Below are 13587 nucleotides of genomic sequence, written 5' to 3'. Positions count from 1 at the left end.
TTAATGAGTATTTTGGTATTGCTTAATGCTGTATTTATACTACCCGCATTCGATATGAATGCCTGCACTCCGGAATTGCCCTACGGTTTCTGCTGCAAGACCGCTGTCCGTCAGCAGCACATCAACTTCCTGCAGGGATGCGAACGTTCGCAGTGCGGTATGCCCGAACTTGTGATGATCGCAGACGGCAAATACCGTACGGGCTGTGGATACTAAGGCTTGTTTGAAATCGATGAAATCACCGGTGTAAATGGACAGTCCGTGTTCAATATGAACAGCTGTAGCCGACAGAAAGGCTTTTTCTATATTAAGCTTTTGGACGTAGGAGACCGCTTCGGGACCGGCCAGCATATTGCGGACCCGGTATCCTCCCGGAACAACGAGACGGATGTTGTCTTTCTGAACCAGCTCACTGATGATGTACACATCATTGGTGATAACCGTCAGCGGAATGTTCTCCAGCCTCCGGGCAATTTCGAGCGTGGTGCTGCCGCCATCCAGCGCAATAATATCATCCTCTGCGATATGGGTCAGCGCGAGCTGTGCAATCTCCGTTTTTTCATCGGAATATTTATCTAGCGGGTTCCTCAAGGGCAGAATGCCGAACTGATCGCTCTGTGCCAGAACGGCTCCGCCGTGGACACGCATAATCAGTCCTTGCTCCTCCAGCTTGCTTAAGTCCTCGCGGATTGTTTTTCCCGTGACCTGAAGCTTGTCGCTCAGCTCGTTCACCGTTACATCCTTCTGGTTCAGCATAACTTCCATAATCATCTCATGTCGCCGTATCGGGTTCATCCGCCTGCCTCATCTTTCCGTAGTTGTTTTTATTCTATTGTAATTCTTTCATACCTACGGGGTCCATATCATCATAACGTTTGTTGTCTCCGGCCATGCTCCAGATGAAGGTGTAGTTGTGCGTACCCACACCGCTGTGAATGGACCAACTTGGAGAAATTACTGCCTGTTCATTGTGCATTACAATGTGACGGGTCTCTGTAGGCTCGCCCATGAGGTGGAACACAATGGAATCATCCGGAAGATCGAAGTAGAAGTAAGCTTCCATCCGGCGCGGGTGAGTGTGGGAAGGCATTGTATTCCACATGCTGCCCGGTTTCAATTGAGTCATCCCCATAACCAGCTGAGCACTTTGAACGCCGTTAGTATGGATGAAGCGGTGAATCGTACGTTCGTTAGAGTTCTCGAGACCCCCCATTGCACCGGATTCGGATTCAGCCAGCGTGGTTTTGGTAGTAGGGTAAGATTGATGTGCAGGTGCAGAGTTCAGGTAGAACTTCGCAGGTTTGGCGCTGTCGGCGCTTTTGAAAATAACATCTTTGGAGCCTTGTCCTACATACAGGCACTCTTTGTAATCTATTTCATATTCTGTTCCGTCTACAACAACTGAACCCTTGCCTCCGACATTGATAACACCCAGTTCACGGCGTTCCAGGAAGTAAGTTACTCCAAGCTCTTTCAGGTCAGTGGTGAGCACAACATCTTCTTTAACGGGATTAGCACCGCCGACGATCATGCGGTCTTCGTGGGTCAGGACAAGCTTCAGTTCATCCGGAGCAAAAATGACAGGAATGTGGAACTCCTTGCGCAAGCGCTCTGTGTCAAATTGCTTAACTTCATTAGGATGGGATGCGAAACGTCTTTCCATGAAATATTCAATCTCCTTCGCAAACATATTTTCGTTCGTATAGGTACAATTTAATCCATATAAGTTCATTTGGCAAGTGATAATCTTTTTTAGTATGTTTATTTTAGTTCATTTATAGCGTTTATAGCGTTGCCATATGAACTGAAAGCGTGCACAATAGTACTGAAATGAAGTTGGATCTTAAGTATGTAGTATATAAGAAATGGTGGAGGGTGAACGGAAGTGGGAGAACACAAATCTGCACCGGGTCCATATCAGGCTCGCCAAAATGAAATCATCTATACTATCGCTACCCAGGCTGAACGGCGTCCCTTACTGGATAGCGGGCTATGGTTCCATGATGATGTCCGCAACAACTTTTATTATGCATCTTATCTTTTTGCTGCTGCTGTGGAATCATCTTTTGAGCTGCCTTTTGACCAGGAGGAGGCCAAACACAAAGCGGAGGCCGTGATGCTCGAAACCGTGCTCCTGCAAAACCGGCAACCGGGTACGCCGTTATACGGGCATTGGCCGCTGAATCTGCACCCGCTTCCGCGCGAGGCAGCACCGCATGAGCTGCCTGTGGAGATCATGGGCAGCCTGATGGTCTGGTTCTTCAAACAATACGGGAGCAGACTGAATGCCGGACTGCGGATTGCTTTTCACACAGCAATCGGGCATATCTACCGCAGCGGCTTCTACTGTAAGCCAGTGATTCACTTTGGACATCATGAGGCCAAATATACAGCGGCGAAGCTGATCTTCGGCAAGCTGTTCGATGATGAAGAGCTGCTGGCGGACGGGCGACAGAGCCTGGAGAATACTCTGGTGTATATCAGAGAGAAGGGAATGCCAGAGTACGGCAGCCTGCCGTGGTTCTGGCACTGGGTGCAGGCGTTTACCTGTGCCTGGGCGCTGGAGGAAGACAGCAGAGCTAAGAGAACGCTTGGAGAAATGCTGGATTACCTGTGGAATGAACGGGGACAATTCTATCTGCAGGGTGCCTGGGTTGGCGCGCATTCCAGGGGCTGGCCGCATGATATTCCGGCCGACGGGAATGTGCTTCATGACTATGTGCAGTTTGGGGATTTCAAGCTGCCACAGGGTATGCCCCGCACGGAGTATGCTGGGTTTCTCTTCTTTGAAGCTCCGGCTAAGGTACGTGCAGCAGTACTGAACCGCCAGACTCCGGTGGAAGTTACCAAAGTGACGCAAAAAGTCATTCCCGAAGATCCTAACCCGCAGCCGCTGATTCACTCCTATGCGTATATTACCGAGAGCTTCGCCGCAGGAGGCTTATGGGAACGGGTTGAGGAGTTCGATAACGAACAGCTACGCTGGGCTTTTTCACTTCCGGTGTCTGCTGAATCTGCAGCGAACCGGCTGTATTTCTTTCATCCCGGTCAAGGTTATCACGCAGGAGACCCGCGCCATCAGAGCAGGTATATGGAGGTGCTGTACCACCGGAACACCATTCTATCGTTGTTCCCGGTTCCAGAGGGGGAAGGGGATACAGTAGTCGGTGTGCTGCCCAAGGGCCAGTGGATGAAGCGGCATACTGCGTTGTTCGGCCAGGCGGGCGCTGTGTATTTTGCCGTATATCTGTCCCATGGTTACCAGTTGATTGAAAGGGACACCTATCTCGAAGTGTCTGCACAGGGAATGCCTGGAGGCGTGGTTGTCGAAGCTATGAGTGTCAAAGAGGCTGCGGAGCGGGGGATCAGTGACCTTGCGTTGTTTGAAGCTGAATGGGCAGCACATGCACCTGCTTTTGAGGTTGGGGCCACCTTGACCGTTCAATATGGCAATAGTAATGGAGACCGGCTGCAATTAAGTGCAGGGGATCAAATCTTTACTCAAGCTCTGCTGAATGGCAGCCCAATCACATTGGAACATTATACCGTTAGCGGCAGCTAAATATGTTTTGTTAAAGAACCCGCAGGCAGATGATCCGCCTTCATGCGCGTGTTCTCCTTCGACAGATGTGGTTAAGGTTCAATCCAATGCGTGTCCATGATATAATAATTAAGAGCATTCATACAAAAATTGTGTTTATCCCTGTAATGACTTATTGGAGGAATAGCGTGGCAAAAGCGAAAGTGGCCAAACGGCCGACAAGAGATGAATTTGTGCTGGAGGAAATTGGCAATCAATTGACGGAAGCTATGCAGGAGGCCTCTGAAATCCTGTTGACCGTCTGGGGCAAAGAGGAGCAGGTGCGGGGAACGATCGTTGGCATGGATTCACGTACCGGCAAGGTGCATGTAAGCTTCAAAGAGGAGCTCATGAAGGTTCCTTTTATGGACATTATGGCCATAGATTATCCAAGAGATTAGTAGAGCGAACAGATAGAACTGCCGAAAGGTCGATGTATGATGTCAATCACCAAAACCAACGCCATGCGGATTCTCGATACCCGAAAAGTCGCTTACAGGATTCATGCGTATGACAATGAGGATGGCCAGATTCATGGAACAGCTGTGGCTGAGAAGATAGGTCTGCCGCCGGAAACTGTCTTTAAGACCCTTGTCGCGCATAGCGGAGTGAACCTCTATGTGTTTGTTATTCCGGTAGCGGAAGAGCTCGATCTCAAAAAAGCAGCGAAGGCGGCGGGCGAGAAGAAGATGGAGATGCTCCCGGTAAAAGATCTGCTGAAATGGACCGGATACGTGCGCGGCGGTTGTTCTCCCGTAGGCATGAAAAAGCTTTATCCTACCTTTATTGACGGCAGCGCCGCAACACTTGCAGCCATGGCCGTCAGCGGTGGCAAGATTGGCATGCAGATCGAATTGGTACCGGAGCAACTGGCTGGGGTTGTCAACGCCAGATTTTGTGATGTGATCCAAGCATGACCGCATGATGTGAAAAAGCAGTGGGCCGGATGAATTCATTCCTCCGATCCACTGCTTTTTGCTGTTCAGGCTCCATTCCCTGCTACCAGATACGGGCGGCGAGGTAGCCTAAATATTCTTTTAGTGACGTTCCCGTATTATTCATTGCTCCGGGGGATGGTGAGAATTTGGCCAAATAAAGGCGTTCTTCCTGGCTGACGGTATAATCTGATGGATACGCCTGTGGCAAAAGTCCGCTATTCTTGAAGTGAATCATAGCCCGGGGCATGTGAAAAGCCGATGTTACCAGGATCGGGTGGCTGAGCCCCTTGCTTTCCATAAGGAGCGCTGTGTTGGCGGCATTCTGCTCCGTATTCAGAGACTGGTTCTCGGTCAGAATATCACCCTCCGGGACACCGAGGCCAATCAGCTGACGTTTGGCGATATCCGCTTCATTGCCGCTGTCGGCAAACACCTGGCCGCCGGAGAACAGGACCGGTAGTCCGGTCTTGCGGTACAGCCGCGCCGCGGTCAGCAGCCGGTTCGCCGCCGAACCGAACATATTCCCATCCCCGTCAATGTCAGGCGTCCCGGAGGTAGCTCCACCGCCAAGTACGACGATTACATCACCTTGGATCCTCTCTGGCTGATTATACTGCCGTTCCAGGCCACCTATCAGCAGATCGCCGATTAGTGGAGTCATGGTGAGGTAGAGCAGGAAGGTAATGCCGAGCAGGACCAGAGCCGGTCGCCGGTTGCTCCGCCACAGCCAGATTGTCATACCCAGAAGCAGCAGGACGAAAAGACCTGGCGGAAGAATGAAGCTGTATAAGAATTTAATGAAATAGATCAACGGATTCACCTCGTTATGTAGAATTGCTGAATATATTGTACCATGAGCACAGGAGGCAGGCCCAGCGGCCTTGGTTCCACTCGGCATGATTCGCGAATGCATTCCATAATAGGCGGTTTCAATTCATTCGTCGAATTGGTCCGTCTATTACGCTTCACCGGACGGGGAAGCGTGGATTGCGATGTGCACACCACTTGATTTTGGCACATTGTCCGATGAATACGGTGGTAAGCTTGGTTTCACTGGCTCCTATGCTGCAATCTGTTGCCAGGATCTGGACCAGCAGGCGAAAGCAGCTTATTTTGATTATTTTGAGTATAGGGCTAACTAATTCAGCTGCTGAATAAGAGTACTCTGAAAGCTCCCGTTTTCTGGATTTCATAAGAAAGCGTGGAGCTTTTATGAGCTGAATAAATATTTTTCAATGAAACCTAATTATATGTAGCGGCGGAGTATCAATTCAATCGAATAATATTGTACTTCAAAGATAATAGGAATAGGATCCCAGATAAAATAATGATCCCTGCAGCCGTTAACCCTCCGATCATGAACATCATACGAAACAAAGGGTTCCCCTTTAGTTTCCTGCTGTTATACTATATAGAAATGAACTTCTGGAACAGAGAGAATAGAGAGTAGGAGAATCCATACATGTCCAGCTTATTGGAGATTTTGCACAAGGAAGTTGTCCCGGCTGAAGGCTGTACAGAGCCGATTGCAGTAGCATATGCCGTTTCATTGGCGGCAGAGCTTCTGGAGGAAGACATCACGGCCATCCGGCTGCAGCTTAGCGGAAATATTATTAAGAACGCAATGGGCGTGGGCATTCCCGGTACAGGTCAGACCGGACTCCCGATCGCAGCAGCCCTCGGAGCGGTGGTGGGACGTTCCCACAAAGAGCTGGAAATTCTGTCCGGCCTAACTCCGGCCGAATTGAAGCTTGCTAATGAACTGTTGGAACGGGGGCTTCTTGAAGTAGAGCTGAAGGACACAACGGAGAAGTTATATATTGAGGCAAAGGTATTTTCGCAGAACCATATGTCTACCGCCATTATTGCCGGGGAGCACACTCATATCGATTACCTGGCACTGGATGGGAAGAAAATGACACCCCCCAAATCTAAAGCGGATTGCGGTATTCCTAGAAGAACGGGTCACGAAGCTTATACAGGTTCAATTGAAGGTATCTTTGAGTTTATCTGCACTGTCCCTTTCCAGGATATCCGTTTTCTTCTGGAAGGGGCAACAATGAACAAAGCTATCTCCGATGAAGGATTGCGCGGGAATTACGGCTTACAGGTGGGCAAGAAAATGAGCCAGCAATCGGCTGTGAACTTATTCGGCAACGATGTGGCGAGCACCATCATCGCTGCGACGGCGGCAGCCTCTGATGCCAGAATGGACGGCAGCGCTATGCCAGTAATGACAACGGCTGGCAGCGGGAATCAGGGCATAGCCTGTACACTTCCGGTGATTGCCTTGGCGGAGCTGCTGGGCAAGGATGAGGAAATGCTGGCCCGGGCGCTTGCGCTGAGCAATCTGGTTACAGTGCACATTAAACATTACATCGGGCGGCTCTCACCGCTATGCGGTTCAGGGATTGCCGGTGGTGTAGGGGCGAACAGCGGGATTCTATATCTTATGGGCGGAACCCTTGCCCAGATTAAATATGGCATACAGAATACCATCGCCTCCTTGTCAGGAATGATCTGCGACGGGGCCAAATCAACCTGTGCGCTCAAAATATCCACCTCCACCAATGCGGCCATTCAGGCAGCCACGCTGGCTATGAATAACATTGGGCCTTCTACGAATGATGGTGTGATCTTTGAAGAGGTGGAAGACACCATCCGCAATATGGAGCGGCTGGTTCAGGAGGGGCTGGCCGACACCGATGCTACCATTTTAAGCATCATGCTCTCCAAAGGCGGAATGCTGTAGCCGTCCTATTGGAAATCCTGTAACGTATAAATGAAACGAATATGTTCATAGATTAATACAAAACCGCCCGGTTCCTGTTTTAACAACGCAGGTGACCGGGCGGTTTATTTTAATACAATACTTCAATATTCTCTTCGGCAAGCCGTTTAAGCCAGGGGTCCGCAGGTCTGCGGTCAGTAATCAGCACATCAATGCTGTCAAGTGCAACCAGACGTGTAAAGGCGGTTTTGTCAAACTTGGTATGATCGGCAAGCAGCACAACCTTCTCCGCCTGACGTAGCATGTATTTCTTCAACTCGCACTCCGGTTCGTTGGAATCGGTAATTCCCCGCTCCATATCAAGGCCCTTGCAGCTAATAATCGCGGTATCTACATTATAGCGCTGAATGGTATCATGGGCGACAGGCCCGACCAGTGACAGGGAACGGTGTCGCAGTGAACCGCCGGAGGAAATAATATTCAGGCCGGAGTTCGCGAACTCATGCAGAATATTAATCGAATTCGTAATGACTGTCAGATTGTTTTTGTTGCCCAGCAGCTTCAGGAATTCAAAAGAGGTAGAGCTGGGGTCTACCATCAGAGTATCTCCATCATTAATCAAATCCAGCGCTTTTAACGCAATATTTCGTTTGATATCCGTATTGAGCGCATTTCTTGTCACAAAAGGCAGGTCCTCATTCGTGTGCCTGTTCAGCATTGCACCGCCATAAGTCCGGCTGAGAATACCGTCTTTCTCCAGCTTCTCAAGATCCCTCCGGATTGTTTCCTCAGTTACCTCGAACATCCGGCTGAGATCAGAGACGAGAACCCGTTTATCCTGATGTACAAGATCTATGATTTTCTTGCGTCTTTCGGCTGCCAGCATATATATCACCTTTCCAGAACTATATTATCTAACTATAGACCTGAATATCTGTGTTTTGCAAGGAAATAAACGAAACCCACAGGTGTATTATAGATGATTCTTTGTAAAACAGACACCAAACAAATAAAAACAACACAATATATATATTATTTGTTGACAACAAAGATTTATGGAGATACGATGAGGATGTTAATGCTCTCATTGTAAGCGATACCTTTTATAGAGGTGCCAGAGCCGGTCGGATATTGTGCCCAGAGACCAGCCTGTGGTGCCAAAGCGGCATAGAGCTTGAGGCTTGCTAAGAAGAACATTAATCCTGGTAACACAGCAGTAACAAATTGCCTGGGAGGCTGGTCAATCAATGAGTACTCATGTCTATTATGTTCCGTCCACCAACATTATGGGAAAAGGATGTCTGAAGGAAATTGGTCCGTACATTCAGGAATTGAACTTGAAGAAGGCGCTAGTCGTCACCGACAAATTTCTGGTCAAGAGCGGTATCGCGGGCAAATTGCTGGCTGTATTGGATGAAGCGGGAATTCAATATGCCCTATATGATGAAGTCAAACCTAATCCTACATGTAAAAATGTTCATGACGGAGTAGACTTCCTGCATTCGCATAGCTGCGATTATCTGATCTCCATCGGCGGCGGCTCGCCGCAGGATACGGCCAAGGCGATTGGAATTATCGCCACCAATGGCGGGCATATCAAGGAATATGAAGGTGTACACAAATCCAAGAATAAATCTCTGCCGATCGTAGCCGTCAATACAACTGCGGGCACCTCTGCTGAGGTTACGATCAATTACGTGATTACCGATGAAGAACGAAAAGTGAAGATGGTAATGGTCGACAAAAACAGCATCGCCACCATTTCAGTGAATGATCCTGAGCTGATGATCGACAAACCGGCCGCACTTACCGCCGCAACCGGAATGGATGCGCTTACGCATGCCATCGAAGCGCTGGTTACACCTGGAGCTTATCCGGTTACTGATGCTACCGCACTGGCTGCGGTTGAACTGATCTTCGCCAATCTGGCCCGGACCGTGAAGAACGGACATGATATTGAAGCCAGGGAGCAAATGGTATACGCCATTTTCCTGGGTGGTCTGGCCTTTAATAATGCCGGGCTTGGCTACGTGCATGCGATGGCGCATCAGCTTGGCGGCGTGTATGATCTGCCTCACGGTGTTTGCAATGCAATGCTGCTGCCTTTTGTAGAAGAAGAAAACGCCAAACATGTTCCTGAGAAATTCAGAAGTATTGCCAAAGCTATTGGACTGCAGATCGAAGGCAAAACAGATCAGGAATGTGCGGCATACGTTATTGAATCCATCAAGGAACTGTCCAAGGAAGTGGGCATTCCTTCCAAATTGTCAGAGCTTGGCGTAGATGAAGTCGATCTGGACCTGCTCGCCGAGAACTCAATGAAGGACGCCTGTGCCCCTGGTAATCCTTTCATTCCTACAAAAGAAGAAGTAATTGCCTTGTTCCGCAAAATCCTCTAGAACAACCTTTAAGTTAGGAGAGCTTCTATGAACAAACATATCGCCGTCGATATCGGCGCCTCCAGCGGCAGGCTTGTGCTTGGGACTCTCAGGGACGGCAAGCTGGCCCTGGAAGAGCTTCACCGCTTCAGTAATGGATTCACCGAGCGTGACGGCTCCTGCTTCTGGGATATTGATTATTTGTTCGACCAGATTATTACCGGTCTTCAAAAAGCCAAAGCACAAGGCATCACGGAGTGCACGCTAGGCATCGATACCTGGGCGGTGGATTATGTGCTCCTGGATGCGGAAGGCAACCGCATCCAGGAGGTATATGCCTACAGGGATTCCCGTACCGAAGGTATTATGGGGGAGGTGGCTTCGCTCATTCCACCGGAGACAGTATATGCGAAGACGGGGATACAGCAGTTAGCTTTTAATACGTTATACCAGTTGTATGCTCATGACCGGAAAGAACTGGCCGAAGCAGAGCAAATTCTGCTGGTGCCGGATTATCTCTACTATAGATTAAGCGGGCAGAAGATCAATGAGGCTACCAATGCCTCGACAACTCAGATGCTGAATTTGCAGACTGGGGATTTCGACTCTGAACTCCTGTCACTTCTCCACCTGAGAAGAGAGCAGTTTGCCATACTGACAGCTCCAGGAGAGAGCCTCGGATTTATCCAGGAGCCGCTTGTAAGCCGGTATGATCTGCCCCGGTGCGAACTGATATGTGCAGCTACCCATGACACTGCTTCAGCAGTGCTTGGTGTTCCTGTGCAGAGGGGGCGCTCATCCGCTTACATTAGCAGCGGCACCTGGTCCCTGCTTGGCGTGGAGCTAAGCCATCCGATCAATAATCCGCGAGCGATGTCCGCCAATTACACCAACGAATGGGGGGCCTTCGGCACCTACCGGTTCCTTAAGAACATCATGGGGCTTTGGCTGATCCAGGAAGTACGGCGACTGGATGGAGAACGCTACAGCTTCGCCGAACTGGCCCAGCTAGCTGGTGAAGCCGAGGGCTTCCGCAGCCTAATCCCTTGCAACGATCCGCGGTTCCTTAATCCGGATAACATGATTGATGAGATTCGTGCCGCATGTGCGGAGAGTGGCCAGCCTGAGCCGAAGACGCCTGGACAGCTTGCCCGCTGTATATTCGACAGTCTGGCCTTGTCTTACCGTAGTTACCTACAGGAGCTTGAAGCCCTAACGGGAACGGAGGTAGAGGTGCTGCAAATTGTCGGAGGCGGTGCGAATAACGGACTGTTGTGCCAGCTGACTGCCGATATTACCGGTAGGGAAGTGCTGGCGGGGCCCATAGAGTCAACAGCACTGGGGAATCTCGCAGTTCAACTGATTCACGAGGGCAGCGTGGCCAATATCGCCGAAGCCAGAGAAATCATCGAGAAGTCTTTTCCTATTGTATCGTATACTCCTCAACCGGTCCCTAAGCTGCAAGATCTGCTGAGGCGCTGGGAGGCCCTTCACGCACCGTTTATCCATTAGTCAGTGTATGCCACAATATTTTTAGGAGGTTGCATCATGGATCAGAGCATCATCAACAGTTATAACGAAGCCAAAAAATTATACGCAGCCCATGGAATCCATGTGGACGAAGTTCTAGAAAAGCTGGCACAGATCAAAGTTTCACTGCACTGCTGGCAAGGGGATGATGTCAAAGGATTTCTTTTTAAAGACAAGGAACTGAGCGGGGGGATTGCTGTAACCGGCAGTTACCCTGGCCGTGCCGGAACACCGGATGAGCTGCGTAAGGATTTGGAAAAGGCCTTGTCGCTGATTCCGGGCAAACACAAGGTGAATCTGCATGCCATTTATGCCGATACGGATGAACAGGTGGATCTGGATGAGCTGGAACCGCGCCATTTTGCACCTTGGGTTGAGTGGGCAAAGGAACAGGGGCTGGGTCTGGACTTCAATCCAACCTGCTTCTCCCATCCCAAAGCGGCTGACGGCTTCACCTTAAGTCATGCCGACGAGGAAATCCGCAGCTTCTGGATCAGGCACTGTAAAGCTTCGCGCAAGATTTCTGAATATTTTGGCCGCGAGCTGGGACAGACCTGTGTGACGAACTTCTGGGTACCGGACGGTTACAAGGATGCTCCCGTAGACCGCCTGTCCCCGCGCGTACGGCTGAAGGAATCTCTCGATGAGGTGTTCAGTGAAGTGATTGATCCTAAGTTCAACATCGATGCGGTAGAGAGCAAGCTGTTTGGGATTGGTTCGGAGAGCTATGTGGTTGGATCTCATGAATTCTATATGGGCTATGGATTAACCCGGGGCAAGGCGATCTGCCTGGACGCCGGACATTTCCATCCGACAGAAGTGATATCCAATAAATTGTCTTCTATTCTGATGTTCAGCGAACAACTGCTGCTTCATGTCAGCCGCCCTGTCCGCTGGGACAGCGACCATGTTGTCACTATGGATGATGAGCTGCTTGAAATCGCACGCGAGCTCGTTCGCGGAGATTTGCTGGGCCGCACGAATATCGGGCTGGACTTCTTTGACGGCAGCATTAATCATATCGCCGCATGGGTGATTGGCACACGTAATACCATCAAGGCACTCCTGCGGGCCATGCTGGAGCCGGTGGCAGAGCTGAAGGCTGTGGAGTTGGCCGGAGATTATACTTCCCGTCTAGCCTTGGTTGAAGAATTTAAGTCTTATCCGTTCGGTGCGGTCTGGGATTATTACTGCGCTTCGCAGAATACACCTGTACGGGAGCAGTGGCTGGCTGAAGTGAAGAGCTACGAGCAGGAAGTGCTGTCCGCCAGATAATGTCTAAGGGGAACCTTAAGGGGAACAGTCAGCATCGCATACAAAGGAGAGATAACATATGAGTACATCCGTAATTGAATCCAAAGGTTATATTGCTTCTGTAGAAGCCCCGTTCATCCAGGAGATGTCGGAAATTACCCATCATATGTGGTCGCTAGGCTGGGATGAGCTGAACGGCGGCAACGTGAGTTACCTGCTGGATGAGGAAGAGGTAGCGAAATATATTAACATCCGAGTGTCTTTACGGACGATTAAGCTGACTTTTCCGGTACAGGAGCTGGCTGGAAAATATTTTATCGTCACTGGTTCGGGCAAATACTTCCGCAATGTGATCAAGGATCCGGAAGCGAATCTGGGCGTCCTTCGTGTCAATGATAATGGAGAGAGTGTTGAAGTACTGTGGGGTCTCCGTAACGGCGCAGTACCGACAAGTGAGCTTGCTTCGCATTTCATGAGCCATATTGAACGTTTAAAGGTCGATCCTGCACATCGCATTGTGCTGCATACTCATGCTACGAATGTCATCGCTATGACGTTTACCCATGATCTGGATGAGCTGAAATTCACCAAAACCCTATGGGAAATGTGCACTGAATGTCTGGTTGTCTTCCCGGATGGTGTCAGTGTCATTCCTTGGATCGTACCAGGCAGCAGTGAAATTGGTCGCGCTACCGCTGACAAAATGAAAGAGTACCGCGTGGTGATCTGGCCGCAGCACGGTATTTTTGTCACCGGCGCAACCATGGACGCTACCTTCGGACTCGTGGAAACGATAGAAAAAGCGGCAATTGTCTATAATCTGATTGGCGGCAGAGAAATCAAGCAGAAGATTACTGACCGGCAATTGGCCGATTTGGCCGCAGCATTCCTCGTAACGCCAAAAGCAGGAATATTGGAATTATAGTATTGCAACGAATCCAGAAGCAGGGACATTATCTGAATCTTATCGCCGGACACAGCAGTGAACTGTTGTGTCCGGTTTTTTGGTATGCAGCACCAAAGGAGGGAGAATAGGAGTTCTGCAGCTCCTTCATTTGCTTTTACGAGTGACAACAGGCATAATATGCTTACTTAAAATATAAGGATTTATATGTTTCACGCTATAATCATCCTTCTATTTCTCGCTGTAACTCATCGTCCTTAACAAGACGGTGG

General features: G+C 49.7%; 13 protein-coding genes. 9 read left to right on the top strand and 4 right to left on the bottom strand.

What is annotated here, in order from left to right; genetic code table 11:
* Positions 1-39 precede the first annotated feature (39 nt).
* Together AC0MA3_RS13835 and kduI are read right to left on the bottom strand one after the other, a co-directional pair.
* On the bottom strand, positions 40-795 hold the full coding sequence (locus tag AC0MA3_RS13835) for a DeoR/GlpR family DNA-binding transcription regulator (RefSeq protein WP_379151598.1): 756 nt from the start codon (positions 793-795) through the stop codon (positions 40-42).
* Positions 796-829: 34 nt separating this feature from the next.
* Positions 830-1663 (bottom strand): 5-dehydro-4-deoxy-D-glucuronate isomerase, encoded by an 834-nt coding sequence (kduI, locus tag AC0MA3_RS13830; protein WP_379151601.1) that lies wholly within the window; start codon positions 1661-1663, stop codon positions 830-832.
* Between the two features lie 222 nt (positions 1664-1885).
* On the opposite strand from kduI, the gene AC0MA3_RS13825 reads away from it, so the two are divergent.
* From AC0MA3_RS13825 to ybaK, 3 genes are all read left to right on the top strand, one after another.
* On the top strand, positions 1886-3562 hold the full coding sequence (locus AC0MA3_RS13825; RefSeq protein ID WP_474656628.1) for a hypothetical protein: 1677 nt from the start codon (positions 1886-1888) through the stop codon (positions 3560-3562).
* A 167-nt stretch (positions 3563-3729) separates the two neighbouring features.
* On the top strand, positions 3730-3981 hold the full coding sequence (locus AC0MA3_RS13820; RefSeq protein ID WP_379151607.1) for a YolD-like family protein: 252 nt from the start codon (positions 3730-3732) through the stop codon (positions 3979-3981).
* Positions 3982-4020: 39 nt separating this feature from the next.
* Positions 4021-4497, top strand: a complete 477-nt coding sequence (ybaK, locus tag AC0MA3_RS13815; RefSeq protein ID WP_379151610.1) for a Cys-tRNA(Pro) deacylase — start codon at positions 4021-4023, stop codon at positions 4495-4497.
* Positions 4498-4579: 82 nt separating this feature from the next.
* On the opposite strand, the gene AC0MA3_RS13810 is transcribed toward ybaK, so the two are convergent.
* A complete protein-coding gene (locus AC0MA3_RS13810) occupies positions 4580-5329 on the bottom strand; it encodes a YdcF family protein (protein ID WP_474656627.1) in 750 nt (249 codons plus the stop codon).
* Positions 5330-5450: 121 nt separating this feature from the next.
* Here AC0MA3_RS13810 and AC0MA3_RS13805 point away from each other — a divergent pair, with 121 nt between their 5' ends.
* Positions 5451-5660 carry a beta-xylosidase family glycoside hydrolase gene (locus AC0MA3_RS13805; protein WP_474656708.1) on the top strand — a complete coding sequence of 70 codons (210 nt, stop codon included), beginning with the start codon at positions 5451-5453 and terminating at the stop codon, positions 5658-5660.
* 320 nt (positions 5661-5980) lie between these two features.
* Positions 5981-7270 carry an L-cysteine desulfidase family protein gene (locus tag AC0MA3_RS13800; RefSeq protein WP_474656626.1) on the top strand — a complete coding sequence of 430 codons (1290 nt, stop codon included), beginning with the start codon at positions 5981-5983 and terminating at the stop codon, positions 7268-7270.
* A gap of 109 nt (positions 7271-7379) precedes the next feature.
* On the opposite strand, the gene AC0MA3_RS13795 is transcribed toward AC0MA3_RS13800, so the two are convergent.
* On the bottom strand, positions 7380-8135 hold the full coding sequence (locus AC0MA3_RS13795; protein ID WP_474656625.1) for a DeoR/GlpR family DNA-binding transcription regulator: 756 nt from the start codon (positions 8133-8135) through the stop codon (positions 7380-7382).
* Between the two features lie 361 nt (positions 8136-8496).
* Between AC0MA3_RS13795 and AC0MA3_RS13790 the strand changes: the two genes are divergently transcribed.
* From AC0MA3_RS13790 to rhaD, 4 genes are read left to right on the top strand one after another with little or no spacing between them, the layout of a single operon-like run.
* Positions 8497-9648: an iron-containing alcohol dehydrogenase gene (locus AC0MA3_RS13790; RefSeq protein ID WP_474656624.1), complete on the top strand. Its 1152-nt coding sequence runs from the start codon at positions 8497-8499 to the stop codon at positions 9646-9648.
* 27 nt (positions 9649-9675) lie between these two features.
* Complete coding sequence (rhaB, locus tag AC0MA3_RS13785; RefSeq protein WP_474656623.1) at positions 9676-11139, top strand: rhamnulokinase; 1464 nt, start codon at positions 9676-9678, stop codon at positions 11137-11139.
* A 36-nt stretch (positions 11140-11175) separates the two neighbouring features.
* Positions 11176-12432 (top strand): L-rhamnose isomerase, encoded by a 1257-nt coding sequence (gene rhaA / locus AC0MA3_RS13780; RefSeq protein ID WP_474656622.1) that lies wholly within the window; start codon positions 11176-11178, stop codon positions 12430-12432.
* Between the two features lie 58 nt (positions 12433-12490).
* A complete protein-coding gene (gene rhaD / locus AC0MA3_RS13775) occupies positions 12491-13336 on the top strand; it encodes a rhamnulose-1-phosphate aldolase (RefSeq protein ID WP_474656621.1) in 846 nt (281 codons plus the stop codon).
* Positions 13337-13587: the final 251 nt, after the last annotated feature.

The organism is Paenibacillus sp. LS-5 (assembly GCF_056121505.1).
Note: the sequence above shows the minus strand (reverse complement) of the source record. Positions and strands in the feature narration are given on the sequence as shown.

Excerpts from the sequence above, each read along its gene's own strand:
- AC0MA3_RS13835 (WP_379151598.1), bottom strand. The coding sequence starts at position 795 with ATGAACCCGATACGGCGACATGAGATGATTATGGAAGTTATGCTGAAC.
- kduI (WP_379151601.1), bottom strand. The coding sequence starts at position 1,663 with ATGGAAAGACGTTTCGCATCCCATCCTAATGAAGTTAAGCAATTTGAC.
- ybaK (WP_379151610.1), top strand. The coding sequence starts at position 4,021 with ATGTCAATCACCAAAACCAACGCCATGCGGATTCTCGATACCCGAAAA.
- AC0MA3_RS13800 (WP_474656626.1), top strand. The coding sequence starts at position 5,981 with ATGTCCAGCTTATTGGAGATTTTGCACAAGGAAGTTGTCCCGGCTGAA.
- AC0MA3_RS13795 (WP_474656625.1), bottom strand. The coding sequence starts at position 8,135 with ATGCTGGCAGCCGAAAGACGCAAGAAAATCATAGATCTTGTACATCAG.
- AC0MA3_RS13790 (WP_474656624.1), top strand. The coding sequence starts at position 8,497 with ATGAGTACTCATGTCTATTATGTTCCGTCCACCAACATTATGGGAAAA.
- rhaB (WP_474656623.1), top strand. The coding sequence starts at position 9,676 with ATGAACAAACATATCGCCGTCGATATCGGCGCCTCCAGCGGCAGGCTT.
- rhaA (WP_474656622.1), top strand. The coding sequence starts at position 11,176 with ATGGATCAGAGCATCATCAACAGTTATAACGAAGCCAAAAAATTATAC.
- rhaD (WP_474656621.1), top strand. The coding sequence starts at position 12,491 with ATGAGTACATCCGTAATTGAATCCAAAGGTTATATTGCTTCTGTAGAA.